Raw genomic sequence first — 15,763 nt, 5'->3', positions numbered from 1 at the left:
GGTTACTCCTGCGGCGGTAGGCGGGCGATGGATTGTTTGCGAAAGATCACCGGACGGTCGCGCCAGGGCACGATGCCATCCGCAGTCGCGGCATAGGCGGCGATGCCGTCGAGGAGCTCGGGCAGATGGAGGTCGGGATCGAGATCGCCATAGATATAGGTCCAGCGATCGGACCCGCCGCTCAGCGCCAGGGCGCAGCCGCGCGAACAGGCCGAGAGGCATTCGACCGGGCGCAGCGTCACGCCGTCGGGAAGCTCTGCCGCTGCAAGTGCGGTGAGCATCCGGGTGCCCGGGCGCGGAGCTTCTGCCTCGGCGGGCTGGCCGCGGCGGCAGGTGGTGCAGACTGTGATCGTGACCCCGGCCATGATCCCCTCCTGTCAGGGGGCGAGGAGGGGGAGAGGCCAGCACGGGTATCCGCCAATGGGACAGCCCAAAGCCGGTCGCGAAACACCCCGTTCGCCCGTTGCATACATGCGCTGGCAGGTCTCCCGGCTTGCGGATGTCGGAGCGCGGCGCAGGGCGCTGCATCTCCGGCGGTCTGCCCACCTTCCCAGCCAGTTGGCCAGTGGTCGGGCGACCTCTCCGGTCACGGTCGCGGGGGCGGCTGCGCTTCGGCCCTGACCCTTGCGGGCGGCGGGCGTATCGCATTCCCTCTTGGCCTGTCATCGACAGGAACCAGCAGGCGCCAAGTGATGCCAAGGGCAGGGGATTGTCAAGCGACGCAGGCAGAGGCGGTGCATCGCCTTCTGTGGTCGTGACGGAGGCGAGGCCCGAAGCCGTCGCCATAGTGGATGGACCGGCGCGGCATCGCCCCGGTCGGTGATCAGCCTTGCGGTCTGACGGTCATGGCGCTCAGCGGCGCAGGCTTTCGGCGATCTGCCGCCCGAGCAGGTCGATGGCGGTGCCGGTCGCTTTGGCGATCTCTGCCGGCGCGTCCGAACTCAGCGGCACGGCGATCGCAAAGGGGACGATGCGTTCGCGGACGATCCTGTCATAGGAGGAGATCGCGAATTGCCCGGTCAGATGCAATTGCCCATCGAGCCGCGCGGCGAGTTCCGAGACCCGCACACCGATCTGCGCCTGCGCCGCGGTGGATAGCGGCCAGGGTTCTGCCGCGACCTCGGCGTTGCTGGTCGTGGCGATGTAATCGGCGAGTTGCTGGGTGATCGCCCGATTGGGCGTATCGGCCCAGAGCGCGCTTTTCACCGGTTTCAACGCGCCGCTCGCCTCTTCCCGCAGCATCTGGTCATTCGAGGCATAGGCCGGCAGCGAGACCTGCCGGATCTCGACCGAGGCGACCCGCAGCGCCAGCCGCGGGGCGGGAGCTTCGGCCGCCGCCGGGATCAGGTAACGCGGCGCGGTATCGCCACAGGCGGCCAGGGCAAGCAGGAGCAGGGGGGCAAGGCGTGTCATGGGTCACCGTCCGAACAGAAGGGAATTGGGGGACCGCTCGATCGAGCGGGCCAGGTTGGTCAGGGCCTGCGCCGTCGTCCGCAGTTCGCGCAGCGCGTCGAGGGTTTCGCGGCTGAAGCGCGAGTTCTGGCCGTAGCCGGCCAGCACGTCTTGCGCCTGGCTTACCAGTTGGTCGATCCGCTGGGCGAGGTCGGGCAGGTCGGCGACCGCCTGCTGCACCGCGGCGGTGGCGTCGCGGGCAGAGGAGAGCGTGGCATTGACGTTCTCGACCGCGCCGCCGGCGCGCAGCTCGGCCAGCGCCGCCTGGGCCTGGTCCAGCGCGGCCGACAGGCTGGCGGGCAGGGCGCGGGTGCTGTCCTGGTCGATCAGCGCCCGGGTGCTGTCGAGGAAGGCGGTGGCGGCGGTCACGAAAGTCTCGACATCAAGCGAATTGGCCTTGGTGGTCAGCTGGTTGAGCCCGTCGACCAGCTGAGGCACCCCGGCGATCTTCTGATCGAAGTAATTGGCGACATCGGTCACCGTGGTGGCGGCCTCGGCGGCGGAATCCAGCGCGGTGACCAGCTTGCCCACGGCCTCCGCGGTGCGCAGGTTTTCGGCGACGCCGCGCAGTTCTTCGACGGTGCTGCGCAACTCGCCGGGCAGCGCCTGGGCGTCCGCGCTGCCCACCAGGCCGCGGGCATCGTCCATCAGCTTGACAAAGGCATCCGGGGCGGCGCGCAGCTTTTCGTCGCCGGCAAGGCTTTCGATCGAGGAGAGCGTCGCGATGGCCTGCTGCATCAGCTCTTCGATCGGCAGCGAGTCGACCCGGTTCATCACCCCCTGGACCGTGGCCCCCGCATCCGGAATGTCGGCGGGAACCGAGGGGATTCGCGGCGGCGCCGAGGTCGAGGTATCGAGATGCGCCGGCGCCGCGTCGGGCAGTTCCACCAGCTCGACCGAGAGCGAGCGTGAGAAGATGCTTTTCGACATCAGCCGCGCGCGCAGCCCGTTGTCGACCTCGTCGGCGAAGAAGGCCATGATATCGGCTTCCGAGGTATTGGGATCGAGACCGAGCCGGCCCGGGTCGATGGAGAGCGTGGCGCGCAGGATCACGTCCCTTTCGCCGTTGCGCTCTTCGACGAAGGCCCCGAGGGCCGAGACCTTGCCGATCACCAGCCCCTTGTAGATGACCTCGGAATCGACCCCGAGCCCGGCGACCGATTGGTCGAATTCTACGGTCAGCTCCACCGGGTTCTCCAGCGGCTTGCTGAAGGCGGAGGAGCGCGCGGCGTCCTCGCTGGCATAGAGATCGAACACATGGCCGGCCTCGATCGGCTGGCCGCCCGAATAGACGGTGTCGAAGGTCAGCCCACCGCGCAGGATCCCCGCCACCGAGCCGACCGAGAGGTTGATCCCCCCGGGCCCGAAGTTGACCGAAAAGCCCGAAGTCAGCCAGAACCGCGTGGCCGAGGTCAGCAATTTGTCATGCGGGGCGGCGATGAAGGCATTCACCTCGACGCCATTGCCGGTCTCGAGAAGCCGGGGCGCCTCGATATTGCCGACCTCGATGCCGCGGAAATAGATCGGTGCGCCAGCGGTCAACTGGCCGGCATCCCGTGCGCTCAACGTCACCCTGGTGCCCTTCATGCCGGGCTGAATCAATGGCGGCTGCTCCAACCCCATGAAGATGGGGTCGCTTCCGTCAGCGACCGGTTCAAAGGCGGCCTGGATATAGACACCGGAGAGCACGGTCGAGAGGCCGGAAATGCCGCTGGTCGAGACCTCGGGGCGGACCACCCAGAATTGGGCGTTATGGGGCAGCTTGGCCGCCACCGCCCGGTCGATCCGGGCATTGACGATGACCGAGGTCAGATCATCCGAGAAGGTGACCTTCTCGACCACGCCGATATTGACGTCGCGATAGCGGATCTGGGTGTCGTTGGCGGTGACGCCGGCGGCGTTCTCGAACCAGATTTCGATCAGCGTGCCGCGTTCCGCCCAGCTTTGCCAGGCGATGAACAGGGTCACGGCGAGCGCGGCCAGCGGCACCAGCCAGACGAGCGAGAGATTACGCCAGAACGATGGTTTCGGCCCTTCGATGAGGGGGGCAGAGGGCGTGGGGGCCGAGGTTTCGGGCGTCGGCTCGGTCATCTTGCGGCTCTCCATCGTGGGGCGGTCGGCATGCTGTGTCCATCCTGCCATGTCATTCGGTATCATCCCAGATCAAGCGGGGATCAAAGCTCAATGCCGACAGCATGGTGAAGGCGACAGAAAGCGCGAAACTGGCGGCGGCGATCCCCGGGCGGATTGTCGCAGCGAAGTCGAGTTGCACGAGGGACGACAGGATCGCCACCACGAAAACGTCGATCATCGACCAGCGGCCAATGAATTCGACCACCTCGTAAAGCAGGTGCCGTCGGTGCGCCGGCAGGCGCACATGGCGCGATACGCTGAGCGCCAGATAGGAAATGGCGATGAATTTCGACACCGGGATGATGATCGAGGCGGTGAAGACGATCAGCGCGATCCCCGCATCGCCATGGTGCATCAGTTCGATCACCCCGCCGAAAATGGTATTGTCATACTCCCGCCCCAACTGGGTGGTGCGCAGCATGGGATAGAGATTCGCCGGCACATAGACCACCAGCCCGGCGAACAGCCAGGCCCAGACGCGCTGCAGGCTGGCCAGGCTGCGCGGCGCCAAGGGGGCGCCGCAGCGGCTGCACCGGGCGGTGCCGGGCACATGGACCTTGCCGCATTGGGTGCAGCCGATCAGCCCCGCCTGATGGGCGGTCAGGATCTGCGGCGGGCGTCCAGGGTTTTCCAAACCGTCACTCTGCTCATGAAGTTGTCTTTCAGGACCGTCACGATGACGAGCGCGACAAAGGCCCAGAAGGCCGGGCCCAGGGAGATATGCGCCAGCCCACCGACTTTGACCAGCGCTACCGCGACGCCCACCACAAAGACCTCGGCCATCGCCCAGGGGCGCAGCAGCTCGACAAAGCGGAACACCGGGGCCGCATGGCGGGCGGGGCGCCAGCCGAAGGCCATCGGCGCCAGGACATAGATCAGCCCGAGAAAGCGGAGCGAGGGCAGGATCACGATCAGCGCCGCCATGGCGATGGTCAGCGGTTCGGTCAGCCCGCCGGAATAGGCCATCACCGTGTCGAGGAGCGAGGAACGGCGGATCATGCCGGCGGCCTCAAGCTCAAGAAACGGAAAGAAGATCGCGGCGACCATCAGGATCAAGGCCGAGAGGGCCAGCATGATGATCCGCGTCATCGCCAGCGCCCGCGGCGCCTCGATCACCGAATGGCACCGCGGGCAGCGGGCGGTTTCGCCCACCGTGACGGTGGGATCCGTCAGCAGCGCGTCGCAACTTGGGCAGGCGATGAGCCCATCGATATCGGATGAGGCAACGGAAGGGTGCGGCACAGCGATCATGCGGCCAGACTAGAGCACGCGCGCCAGCGATAAAAGCCATGTGCGGCCCTTGTCGGATCCTTTTCCCGCGGACAGGCCCGGCTTGGTGGGCAAGCGGCGGCTTTGCGGGCGGGAACCGGCCGCGTCTCGCTTCGGGGAGGAGGCGCAGCGACGGCTTTGGTCCAGGTGCTAGTCGATCCGCAGCCGGCGCATGGTGGCGATCTGGCGCAGCAGGGTCAGCGGGCCGTGGGTGCGCAGCATGTCGGTGATCATCCCGGCATCGGCCCGCAGACCGCGCCACAGCCCATATTTGCTGTGCTTCATCGGGCTTGCGACATCCGGCCAGGGCACCACCGCGATCGGCAGGCCGGCGTCGATCAGCAGCCCGTTCAGAAACACCTCGAACCCGAAGGCCGGCAGCGTCGGCAGATGGGTCAGATGCGGCAGCAGCAGCGATCGTGGCAGCACCCGCTCGCCCGAGATGTAATCCAGGCCGATGCGCCGCCAAAGTCCGGGCGCATTGCCGCGCAGGCTGATCGAGATCGCGCTGCGCCCCTGGCTGACCGGGGCGATCAGCGCGCCGATATGCGCCTCGGTCAACCCCGTCAGATCGGCATCGAGCAGCAGCACATGCGCGCCCGTCGCCTCGGCCAGGCCCCGGGCGAGCGCCGCCGTCTTGCCTCCGTTGCGGGGCTGGCGCAGCAGCCGCACCCCCGCGACCCCGGCGGCGATCTCGGCGGTGTCGTCGTGCGACCCGTCATCGACGACGATCACCTCGCTCAGCAGCGGATGGGCGGCGGCGACCCGCGCCACCGCGGCGATCCGCGGCCCCTCGTTATAGGCGGGGATGATGCAGGTGATCGTGTTCACTCGGTGTCCTTCCCGGCCAGGTGACGGCGGATCAGCCAGATCGCCGCCCCGGCGACGATCAGCGCCAGAAGCAGCAGGGAGACATCGCCGATCCAGCCGTCGACACGGTTCGAGGCACCGCCGAAGACATAGCCGATCAGCAGGAAAAGCAGGGTCTTGGGCAGGGTGGCCAGGAAATTCCACAGCAGGAAACGCCCGAAGGGCATCCGCGAGGCGCCGGCCGCCAGCAGCACCGCCATTCCCGCCGAATGGGTCAGCTTGCCGATCACCAGGATGCGCGCCCCGCGGGCGCGGAACTGGGTCTTGAGAGCACGGCGCCGCTGCGGTGTCAGCCCCAGCCGCTGTTGCCAACGCAGCGGCAGACCATGCCGGCCCAATGCGTAATAGATCGCATCGCCCACCAGATCCGAGATGACGCAGACCACATAGACGGCGACGATGTTCATGAACCCCAGGCGCGCCAACCAGGCGGCGATGACGGTGACGATGGGGCCTTCGAGAACCGCAAGCGGGAACAGCAGGGCCAGCCCATGTGCTTCGATCACCTGCTGCAGGGTCGTCAGGTCGATCATGATGCGCGATCCGGGATCGGGGCCGAGGAGGTTACCGCATTGCCGCGCCAGACCGGCGCCCGCTTGCGCCAGCCCGCCAGCCAGAGCGGCAGCAGCATCAGGTCGCGCAGCCCCCAGGCCACCAGATCGCCGCCGCCGGCGGGCCAGCCGGCGTGCCGCGCCAGCAGCCATTCGGCACCGTACCAGATCACCAGGAAGGCCGGCAGCCAGGCGGGGGCCGCCCAGAGCAGCGCCAGCGCTGGCAACAGCGGCCCGGTCAGCGGCTCGAGCAGATAAAGCGCGGGAAAGCCGTCGCGGCGCAAATGCGCCCAGCGGGCCTGGCGCTGCCAGACCGGGGCGGCGGCGCGCCGTCCCAGCGGCTGGCCGAAGGGGCGTGCGGTGACGCGCACCCGCAGCCCGGCCGCCCGCACCAGCCGGGTCGAGGCGACATCCTCGGCCAGTTCGCAGGCCAGCGCGGCAAGCCCGCCCTGGGCATCCAGCCAGTCGCGCGGAAAGGCCAGGGTCTTGCCCTGGGCAAAGCCCAGCCCCAGGCTGTCGGCCGCCAGTTGCCAGCGCGCCTGATAGCCATTGAGGAAACCGGCCTCGACCCATGCCCAGAAGCCTTGCGCGTCGCAACCGAAGGCGGGGGAGGAGATCATGCCGGTGCCGGGCCGGCGCAGCGCCATGATCTGGCGCAGATAGTCCGGCGGCAGCAGCAGGTTGCTGTCGGCCATCACCACCCAGTCGCCCTGCGCCGCCCGCCAGCCCTTGACCAGATTGTTCAGCTTGGGGTTGCCGCTGATGCTGTCGCGCCCGGTCAGCAGCCGCGCCGGCACCTCGGGGTGCCGCTCCATCAACCCTTGCAGCACGGCGATTGCGGGGTCGGTCGGATCGTCGACGCAATGGATCACCTCATAGCCGGGCGCGTCCTGCGCGAAGCCCGAGGCGAGGGTTTGCTCCAGCCCATAGTCCAGGCCGCAGACCGGGCGCAGCAGGCTCACGCGGGGCATCTGTTGCACCGTGGCGCGCGGCAGCGGCCGCGACAGCCGCCAGATCACCAGCGCTGTCGTCAGCAGATGCAGCGCCAACAGCGCTGCGGCAAAACCGATCAGGGCCGTTGTCATGCGGGTTCCGGATGCAATCCATGCTGTTGCCCGGCAACTGGGACGACACCCTCGGGCCAATGGACCAGGCGCAGGCTGCCGTCGTGATCCTCGATCACCGCCGTGGCGTGATCCACCCAATCGCCGCAATTGGCATAGAGCGCGCCATAATCGCTGTGCAGCGCCGGCTTGTGGAAATGGCCGCAGACGATGCCGTCGAAACCGCGCTCGCTGGCCATCCGGTAGAGACGTTCCTCGAACCGGTCGCGCGCCCGGATCAGCCGGTTGATCCGGGCCAGCACCGCCTCGAGCCCGTCCCAGCCGTCATGGCCCAGCCGGTGCCGCAGCGCGTTGATCGTCCGGCCCAGGCGGCGCACGCCGGTTTCGGCCAGGCTGCCGGCGCGCGACAGCATCGCCAGCCGGCCCGAGAAGATATCGCAGCAATCGCCATGGGTGATCAGCAGGCGGCGGCCGTCGGCGGTGTGATGCACCGCCTCGTGCCGAATCTCGAAGCCGAACAGCCCGGTGCCGCAATGATGGCGGAAGAAGGCATCGTGATTGCCGGGGACATAGATCACGCGCCGCCCGGCCTGCGCCAACCGGGTCAGTTGCCGCAAAACCGCGTGATGGCTGTCGGGCCAGTTGTTGCCCAGCGGGCGCCAGGTGTCGATCAGGTCGCCGACCAGATAGATGGTCTCGGCATCATGAAGACGCAGAAACTCCAGCAAAAGCTCGGCCTTGCTGCCGATCATTCCCAGATGCAGATCGGAGAGGAACAGCGTCCGCCCCGCTGTAGCCTCGGCTATGTGGCTGGTCGGTGCCGGAAAGAAAGAGCTGCCATCATCCATTCCGTGTCCTCTCGTTCCGGTTCTGGCCCCAAGGTCTCGCGCTACTGTCATTTTGGCGACTCTAGGCTACCGTGGGTGACATGAGTTTTTCTTTAAGACTGCAAATGCTTTGACGCGCTACCAGCCCATTGTGGCAATCTGGTAAGCAAGTATGACATATTCGTGATCCTAACATTACCAATCCGTAACGTCGCGCCGCATGTTCGCGATGCGACTATAGAATATCATGCCGAACATATTCATATCTTTCGGAAATTGCCTGTCTTGCGGGCGATTTTTGTCTCGGGTGCGCCAATCCGGGGGGCCTTCGGTCTCGCCGTCCGTCACGCTCGCGTCAGGCAGGCCCTCGGGGCAGGGAAGCGGCGCCGGCCCAGGCGGGGAAACCGCCATCCGGCAGGGTTTCTGAACCCGTGGTCTGCGCCGCTTCGGGGGGGATGGCGGTCTACGGCATCGGGGGGTTGCCCGTCTGAGGAATGCTGATCCCTTCAGGCCATGGTTCGGCGCGAGTCGCAAGCCGGACCCATGGCTGGCCTGAGGAGGAGCCGACCGGAACAGGGTTTGACTTCGCGCCAGCCAGATCAGGTGGCCACTCCTGTCATTGCCGCCCCGGCGGCGGGGCAGGAGTGGCGATTTGAAGAAAACTCCACATTGCCTTCACAAAAGTGAAGTGAAACTCCACTAGCTGTCGCGTCACGCTTCAAGGGGAGTCTGGCAATGGCGGCAGCGGTGGAACTGGACCGGATCGACAAGACCTATGGCACGACGGCGACGCTGCGCGCGGCCTCGCTCGACGTGCAGCCGGGGGAGTTCATGACGCTGGTGGGGCCGTCGGGTTGCGGCAAGTCCACGCTGCTCAGGATCATTGCCGGGCTTTTGCCGCAGTCGGGCGGAGAGGTGCGGATCGACGGGCAATGCGTCGATCACCTGCCGCCCAAGGCGCGCGACATCGCCATGGTGTTCCAGTCCTATGCGCTCTACCCGCATATGAGCGTGGCCGAGAATATCGCCACGCCCCTGAAGGTGCGGCACTTGCCGCGGCTGGCGCGGATGCCGGGGATCGGCCGGTTGATGCCGGGCCAGTCCGCCAACCGGCAGGCCATCAGCGACAAGGTCCGCAAGACGGCCGAACTGGTCGAGATCGACGGGCTGCTCGATCGTCGGCCGGCGGCGCTGTCGGGGGGGCAGCGGCAGCGGGTGGCTTTGGCGCGCGCCATCATCCGCGATCCGCAGGTCTTCCTGATGGACGAACCGCTGTCGAACCTCGACGCCCGGCTGAGGGTCACCATGCGGGCCGAGATCACCGCGCTGCACCGCAGGCTTGGCGCCACCTTCATCTATGTCACCCACGACCAGACCGAGGCGATGACGATGTCGAGCCGGGTGGCGGTGATGATGGACGGGGGGATCGTGCAATGCGGCACGCCGCAGGCGCTTTATGACGCGCCTGAGGACATCCGGGTCGCCCGTTTCATCGGCTCGCCCGAGATCAATGTGGTGGCCTCGGATGAGGTCATCGGCTGGGGCGCCGAGGCGGTGGGGCTTTCCGGGCTGTTGCAGCGGCCGCTTCAGATGGCGTTTCGTCCCGAGGCGCTGCGGCTCGGGACGGATTTGGCGGCGCTGCGCCTAAGGGCGCGGATCGAGCGGAGCGAGCGGCTGGGCCATGACGTTCTGTTGTTCCTGCGCACGACGGTTGAGGGCAGCATGCTCACCGCACGGCTTACCGCGGCGGAGTTCACCGCCCTGTCGGCGCCGGACGGGGAGCTGACCTTCAGCCTGCGCCCGGCCGATCTTCTGGCCTTCGGGGCGGATGGCAAGCGGCTGCATCTGCCTGGCCTCGGCACCCCCTCTGTGCGGGAGGTGGCCCATGTCGGTTGAGAGCCTCTCCCCCGTCCTTCGCCCGGCCCGGCGCCGGCTCGGGGCCGAACTGCCGGGCTGGATCGCCTATGCGCTGGCGGCGCCCTCGGTCGTGCTGCTTTTCGTTCTGATGCTCCTGCCCATCGCCGTCATGCTGGCGATGAGCCTGACCGACTATCGCTTTGGCGATCTGAGCTTTGCCATGGTGGGGGGCGAAAACTATCGCGATCTCTTGCACAACCGCACCTTCTGGCGGGCGCTGAGCAATACCTTCGCCTATGTCGCCATCGTGGTGCCGGGCAGCGTGCTGCTGGGCCTGCTGCTGGCGGTGATGACCAATGGCCTCAGGCGCGGTGGCCGGGTCTATCAGATGATCTTCTTCCTGCCGGTGACCGCCACGGTGGTGGCGATGGCGACGGTGTGGAAATACCTGCTGCATGGCACCATCGGCCCCTTCAACCTGTTGCTGCAGGCGCTGGGGCTGCCCGCCATCGACTTTTTCAGCGACGCGCATCTGGCGCTGAGCGGCCTCGCCATCATCAATGTCTGGAGCCTGGCGGGTTTCAACATGGTGCTGTTTGCCGCCGGGTTGATGGCGATCCCCGGCGATCTTTACGAGGCGGCGGCGGTCGATGGGCTCGATCATCCGCTTGACCGCTTCTTCTCGGTCACCCTGCCGCTCTTGGGGCCGACCACGCTGTTCGTCATCGTCACCTCGACGATCACCGCCTTCAAGGTCTTCGACACCGTCGCGGTGATCACCCGCGGCGGGCCGCGGGGGCACAGCGACGTGCTGCTCTATACCACCTATCTCGAAGGGTTCTCCTATTTCCGCATGGGATCGGCGGCGGCGATGACGGTGGTCTTCCTTGGCATCATCCTGATCTGCGCGCTGATCCAGACCTGGGCTCTCGACAAGAAGGTGCATTACTGATGACCCGGCCCGACGTCCGTCCCGCGCGCTTGCCTCTGGGGCAGATCGCCGCGCATCTGGTCCTGCTGCTGCTGGCCGTGCTGTTCCTCTTTCCCTTCTACGTGATGCTGGTGACCTCTTTCCGCAGCCCGTCCGAGCTGTTCACGCCGGAGTTCCACCTGCTGCCGCAGCAATTCACCGGGCTGAAATACTATATCGAGTCGCTGACCACCTCGCCGGTGCTGACCTTCATGAAGAACGGGGTGATCATCGCCGCCGGCATTCTGGTGGTGCAGGTGCTGACCGCGATCCCCTGCGCCTATGCGCTGGCGAAGTTCGAATTCCGTGGCCGCAACCTGCTGTTCGCCGTGGTGATCTTTGCGCTGACCGTGCCGATCCAGGTTCCGGCGCTGCCGCTTTATCTGGGGCTGAACGCGCTCGGGCTGCTCGACACCTATTTCGCCGCCATGGCGCCCTTCTTCCTGTCGGTCTTCGCCATCTTCCTGTTCCGCCAGAGCTTCAAATCCTACCCGGACGAGATCATCCAGGCGGCGCGGCTGGACGGGCTTTCGGAATGGGCGATCCTCTGGCGCATCGTGGTGCCGGGGTCGATCCCGGCGATCGCCGCCTTCGCGGTCTTTTCGGTCACCAGCCACTGGAACGATCTCTATTGGCCGCTGATCGTGATCCGCTCGAACGAGCTGATGACGCCGCCGCTGGGGCTGGCCACCTTCGCCGATGTGGAGAGCGGCGAGAATTACGGCGCACTGATGGCCACCGCGACGATCCTGACCGCGCCGCTGATGGTCGCCTTCCTGCTGGCGCAGCGCCAGTTCGTCCGGGGCGTGACCATGACAGGCGTGAAATGACCTGCGTTTTTCAAGATTTTCGCCGCCCGCGAGGGATGGCGGGGCTGCGGGATGGTGGCACCCATCCCGCAGTCGAGCCGCGGCGCCGCCGCATCACCCGGGGATCCATCCCCAAAGATCAGGGACAAAAGATGAAGACTCTTCTCAGCACCGTCGCCCTTGGCGCGACCCTAGCAGTCACGGCTTTCGCCGCGCAAGCCGAAGTCACCGTCGACGTTCTGCACGCCTGGCCGGGCCACCGCCATTTCCACGAGGCCGTCGCCAAGGCCTTCATGGAGCAGCACCCGGACATCAAGATCAATTTCCTCGCCGCCGCCGAAAGCTATGACACCGAACATCAGGCGGTGGTGCGCGACGCGATGACCGGCAATCTGCCCGATATCGTATTCTCGGGCTATCACCTGCTGCCGGAGCTGGTCCGCCAGTTGAAGGCGCGCAATCTCGACGTGCCGCTGGCCCCCTTCATCGAAGCCGAGGGCGGGACGACCTGGATCGAGCAGAACTATGCTCCCTCGATGATCAACCTGACGACGGTCGACGGCCAGATCTACGGCCTGCCGTTCAATGCATCGACCCCGATCATCTTCTACAACAAGGAGCTGATCGAACAGGCCGGCGGCGATACCGAGCATCTGCCCGACACCTGGGACGGCTGGCTTGCGCTCGGTGCCAAGATCGACGCGCTGGGCGACAATATCACTGGCGCCTCCTATATGATCGATGCCTGGCCGGACGACTGGCTGTGGCGGGCGCTGATCTCGCAACAGGGCGCGCCCTTCATGTCCGAGGACGGCAAGACCGTCGCCTGGGACAATGAGGTCGGCAAATCGGCGCTGGAACTGGCCCGCCGCTTCGTCACCGAAGGCGGCATGGACCAGATGGAATTCTCGCAAGGCCGTCAGCAATTCGCCGCGGGCCTCACCGGCTTCACCGTGCAGTCGGTCAACTCGGCCCGCTCGTTCGAGGAACTGGCCGAGGGCAAGTTCACCGTCGGCACCGACATCTTCCCGGTGACCAATAAGGCAACCGGCACGGTGCCGACCGGCGGCAATGGTGGCATCATCACCGCCCAGGACGCCGAACATCAGGCCGCCGCCTGGGAATACATCAAGTTCGCCGCCAGCCCCGAGGGCCAGAAACTGGCAGTTCTGGGCTCGGGCTATATGCCGACCAACAAGCTCGCCATGGCGCCGGAGCTGCTGGGTGATTTCTATGCCAGCCATCCGAACTGGGCGACCTCGCTGCGCCAGCTTGATCGTGCCGCGCCCTGGGCCGGCTATCCCGGCACCAACGCGGTGGAAATCTGGCGCACCCAGCGTGACATCATCTCGGCCGTCATGTCGGGCGATCTCAGCGTCGACGACGGGCTGCAAGAGATGGTCGGTGAAACCAACGGTCTGATCGGCCGCTGATCCGATCCGCCATGATCCCGCCGGGGACGGTGTTCCGCCGTCTCCGGCCCTCGAAGGTAAAGACCATATCAAGTGACCGACGCGATTTTTTTCGACTGCGACGGCGTGCTCGTGGATAGCGAGCCGCTCTCGGCCCAGACCACCGCCGATCTTCTGGCCCGCAAGGGGCTGCATATGACCTGGCAGGAGGCCAATAGCTATTTCACCGGCAAGAGCATGGCGGATGCGATCCTGCTGCTGCGGGACGAATTCGGGCTGGTGATGGACCCCTCTTATGCCAAGGACCATGAAACGCTTCTGTTTCACCGGTTTCACGAGGGGCTTCGGCCGATCCTCGGCATAGCCGATCTGCTGGCGAGGCTGCCCCAGCCGGTTTGCGTGACCTCGAACAGCACCCACCGGCGGCTGGCGGTTTCCCTGTCGCTGACCGGGCTCGACGGTTTCTTCCCCGATCGCGTCTTCAGCGCCGAGGACGTGGCGCGGGGCAAACCCGCGCCCGATCTGTTTTTCTTCGCGGCCCGCCGGATGGGCGTGTCGGTCGACCGCTGTCTGGTGATCGACGACAGCCCCTCGGGCATTCGCGGCGCCGTCGCCGCCGGCGCCCGCGCCATCGGTTTCACCGGTGGCAGCCATATCACCCCCGGCCATGCCGACCGCCTGATCGAGGCCGGCGCCGAGACCACTGTCGATAGCATTCCCGCCCTCAGCACCCTGCTGACGGCCTGATCCCAGGATAAATCCAATGACCGACTTCGCCCCTTTCTCAACCCCCGGTGCCTTTCTCAAGGGCAATATCCACACCCATTCCAACCGTTCCGACGGCGCTCTGCCGCCGGAGGAGGTGGCGCGCCGCTATCGCGCAGCCGGCTATGACTTCCTGTCGCTGACCGACCATTTCCTGCCGGCCTTCGGTTTCCCGCTCACCGATATCTCGGCGCTGCGGACCGAGGATTTCACCCCGCTGCTCGGGGCCGAGCTGCACGCGCCGCGCACCGAGATGAGCGAACTCTGGCATCTGGTGGCCGTGGGGCTGCCCGAGGATTTCGCCCCTACCGCCGCAGGCGAGGACGGCCCGGCGCTGGCCCGGCGTGCCTTTGAGGCCGGCGCCTTCGTCGGCATCGCCCATCCGGCCTGGTATCAGCTGACCTTCGAGGACGCGCTGAGCCTGATCGACCACACCCATTCGGTTGAGATCTACAACCACGGCTGTCAGGTGATGCACGACAAGGGCGATGGCGCCTATATGCTCGACGGGTTGGCGGACAAGGGCCATCGGCTGTTGACCTATGCCTGCGACGACGCCCATTTCAAGACGCCGGACTTCGGTGGCGGCTGGATTGAACTGAAGGCCGAAGACCGCAGCCCCGAGGCGATCCTGAGCGCGCTGAAGGCGGGTCAGTTCTATTCGACCCAAGGCCCCAAGATTCACATGGTGGCGCGCGAAGGCGACGGGCTGCTGATCGAATGCACCCCGGCCAGCGGCATCCTGGTGATTGGGCGCGGCTATCAGCACGGCTATCACTTCGAACAGGGCGTCAGCCACGCGGTGATTCCGCTCGATGGGCTTGAAGGCAGCCCCTGGCTGCGTGTTATCGTGATCGGAACCGACGGCAAGCGGGCCTGGACCAACCCGTATTGGCTGTGACCCCGACCGGAAAGACCCTCATGCCCGAACCCCATCCCTTTGGCCGGAATGTCCTGACCGGGATCGAGGCGAGCCGCGCCGATCTGCCCGAGGCGTTGGCGCGGATCGCCGATGTCATCCTGCGCGAGCCCGAGGTCGCGGTGCGCGCCTCGATGGCGGAACTGGCCGAGCTGACCGGCAGCGGCGAGGCGAGCATCGTCCGCTTCTGCCGCCGGCTGGGGTTCGAGGGCTTTCCGGCGCTCAAGATCGCGCTGGCCTCGGACATCGCCTATCGCAGCGGGGCGGAGCCGCGGCCCACCGATATCGGCAGCCGCATCGCCGAGGCGGTGCGGGCAACCGTCGACGGCACCGAGACCGAGGCGCTGCGCCAGCTCGCCCGCCGGGTCGTGGCGGCGCGCCATATCGACATCTTCGGCTCGGGCGTCTCGGGGATGGTGGCGCAGCTTTTCGCCTATCGGCTGTCGCGGCTGGGGCTGGTGGCGCGGGGGTTTCAGGATCCGGTCGCGGCGTCCGAGGTGATGGGGGCCTTCGATCGACAGTCGGTGTTCATCACCATCTCGGAGACCGGGTTGACCACCGAAACCGGCCGGCTCCTGGCGCTGGCGGCGGGGCAGGGTGCCTATCGGGTCGCGGTGTCGGGGCGCTGGATCGCCGATCTGAACAAGCTCTGCGATCAGGTGCTGATCGCGACGCCGCTGTCGCCGCTGCCCGAACGGGGCGAATTGGGGCCCTCGGTCGCCAAGATCGTCCTGTGCGAGCTGCTGGCCGAGGAGATCACGCGGCTGAGATGATCTTGCCTTGGGCACCGGGGCCAATGGCGATCGCCTCATTTGCCCGCAGTTGGCGGTGGACCGTCGTCCCGGGAGCGGTAGAGTTTGATCAG

16 protein-coding genes and 1 riboswitch are annotated in these 15,763 nt (G+C 66.6%); of the genes, 7 read left to right on the top strand and 9 right to left on the bottom strand.

What is annotated here, in order from left to right; all coding sequences use genetic code 11:
* Nucleotides 1-2: 2 nt before the first annotated feature.
* The 9 genes from ACN0V4_RS12830 to ACN0V4_RS12790 all read right to left on the bottom strand — a co-directional run bounded on the left by ACN0V4_RS12830 (nucleotide 3) and on the right by ACN0V4_RS12790 (nucleotide 8,187).
* Entirely contained in the window at nucleotides 3-365 is a 363-nt protein-coding gene (locus tag ACN0V4_RS12830) for a DUF1636 family protein (RefSeq protein WP_417676663.1), read from the bottom strand.
* A 95-nt stretch (nucleotides 366-460) separates the two neighbouring features.
* Nucleotides 461-695, bottom strand: a riboswitch (cobalamin riboswitch).
* Nucleotides 696-852: 157 nt separating this feature from the next.
* Entirely contained in the window at nucleotides 853-1,413 is a 561-nt protein-coding gene (locus tag ACN0V4_RS12825) for a PqiC family protein (protein ID WP_417676661.1), read from the bottom strand.
* Between the two features lie 3 nt (nucleotides 1,414-1,416).
* Entirely contained in the window at nucleotides 1,417-3,594 is a 2,178-nt protein-coding gene (locus tag ACN0V4_RS12820) for an intermembrane transport protein PqiB (RefSeq protein ID WP_417676659.1), read from the bottom strand.
* A 1-nt stretch (nucleotide 3,595) separates the two neighbouring features.
* Nucleotides 3,596-4,219 (bottom strand): paraquat-inducible protein A, encoded by a 624-nt coding sequence (locus tag ACN0V4_RS12815; protein WP_417676657.1) that lies wholly within the window; start codon nucleotides 4,217-4,219, stop codon nucleotides 3,596-3,598.
* Entirely contained in the window at nucleotides 4,186-4,836 is a 651-nt protein-coding gene (locus ACN0V4_RS12810) for a paraquat-inducible protein A (protein WP_417676655.1), read from the bottom strand. Before ACN0V4_RS12810 ends, ACN0V4_RS12815 begins: the two co-directional genes overlap by 34 nt.
* A 168-nt stretch (nucleotides 4,837-5,004) precedes the next feature.
* Complete coding sequence (locus tag ACN0V4_RS12805) at nucleotides 5,005-5,685, bottom strand: glycosyltransferase family 2 protein (RefSeq protein WP_417676653.1); 681 nt, start codon at nucleotides 5,683-5,685, stop codon at nucleotides 5,005-5,007.
* Nucleotides 5,682-6,257 (bottom strand): DedA family protein, encoded by a 576-nt coding sequence (locus tag ACN0V4_RS12800; RefSeq protein WP_417676651.1) that lies wholly within the window; start codon nucleotides 6,255-6,257, stop codon nucleotides 5,682-5,684. The genes ACN0V4_RS12805 and ACN0V4_RS12800 overlap by 4 nt, the downstream gene beginning before the upstream one ends.
* A complete protein-coding gene (locus tag ACN0V4_RS12795; protein ID WP_417676649.1) occupies nucleotides 6,254-7,360 on the bottom strand; it encodes a ceramide glucosyltransferase in 1,107 nt (368 codons plus the stop codon). The genes ACN0V4_RS12800 and ACN0V4_RS12795 overlap by 4 nt, the downstream gene beginning before the upstream one ends.
* On the bottom strand, nucleotides 7,357-8,187 hold the full coding sequence (locus tag ACN0V4_RS12790; RefSeq protein WP_417676647.1) for a UDP-2,3-diacylglucosamine diphosphatase: 831 nt from the start codon (nucleotides 8,185-8,187) through the stop codon (nucleotides 7,357-7,359). The genes ACN0V4_RS12795 and ACN0V4_RS12790 overlap by 4 nt, the downstream gene beginning before the upstream one ends.
* A 714-nt stretch (nucleotides 8,188-8,901) precedes the next feature.
* On the opposite strand from ACN0V4_RS12790, the gene ACN0V4_RS12785 reads away from it, so the two are divergent.
* The 7 genes from ACN0V4_RS12785 to ACN0V4_RS12755 all read left to right on the top strand — a co-directional run bounded on the left by ACN0V4_RS12785 (nucleotide 8,902) and on the right by ACN0V4_RS12755 (nucleotide 15,671).
* The gene (locus ACN0V4_RS12785) at nucleotides 8,902-10,062 is read left to right on the top strand and encodes an ABC transporter ATP-binding protein (protein WP_417676645.1); all 1,161 of its coding nucleotides are present in this window, start codon (nucleotides 8,902-8,904) and stop codon (nucleotides 10,060-10,062) included.
* Nucleotides 10,052-10,975: a carbohydrate ABC transporter permease gene (locus ACN0V4_RS12780; protein ID WP_417676643.1), complete on the top strand. Its 924-nt coding sequence runs from the start codon at nucleotides 10,052-10,054 to the stop codon at nucleotides 10,973-10,975. The genes ACN0V4_RS12785 and ACN0V4_RS12780 overlap by 11 nt, the downstream gene beginning before the upstream one ends.
* Entirely contained in the window at nucleotides 10,975-11,823 is an 849-nt protein-coding gene (locus ACN0V4_RS12775; protein ID WP_417676641.1) for a carbohydrate ABC transporter permease, read from the top strand. Before ACN0V4_RS12780 ends, ACN0V4_RS12775 begins: the two co-directional genes overlap by 1 nt.
* Before the next feature lie 131 nt (nucleotides 11,824-11,954).
* Nucleotides 11,955-13,235, top strand: coding sequence for an ABC transporter substrate-binding protein (locus ACN0V4_RS12770; RefSeq protein WP_417676639.1), 1,281 nt, complete (start codon nucleotides 11,955-11,957; stop codon nucleotides 13,233-13,235).
* Nucleotides 13,236-13,307: 72 nt separating this feature from the next.
* Nucleotides 13,308-13,961 (top strand): HAD family hydrolase, encoded by a 654-nt coding sequence (locus tag ACN0V4_RS12765; RefSeq protein ID WP_417676637.1) that lies wholly within the window; start codon nucleotides 13,308-13,310, stop codon nucleotides 13,959-13,961.
* Between the two features lie 16 nt (nucleotides 13,962-13,977).
* Complete coding sequence (locus ACN0V4_RS12760) at nucleotides 13,978-14,880, top strand: PHP domain-containing protein (RefSeq protein WP_417676635.1); 903 nt, start codon at nucleotides 13,978-13,980, stop codon at nucleotides 14,878-14,880.
* 20 nt (nucleotides 14,881-14,900) lie between these two features.
* On the top strand, nucleotides 14,901-15,671 hold the full coding sequence (locus ACN0V4_RS12755) for a MurR/RpiR family transcriptional regulator (protein ID WP_417676633.1): 771 nt from the start codon (nucleotides 14,901-14,903) through the stop codon (nucleotides 15,669-15,671).
* Nucleotides 15,672-15,763: the final 92 nt, after the last annotated feature.

Source organism: Pseudodonghicola sp. (genome assembly GCF_048268305.1).
GTDB lineage: Bacteria > Pseudomonadota > Alphaproteobacteria > Rhodobacterales > Rhodobacteraceae > Pseudodonghicola.
This window is presented reverse-complemented; position numbering and strand designations above follow the sequence as displayed.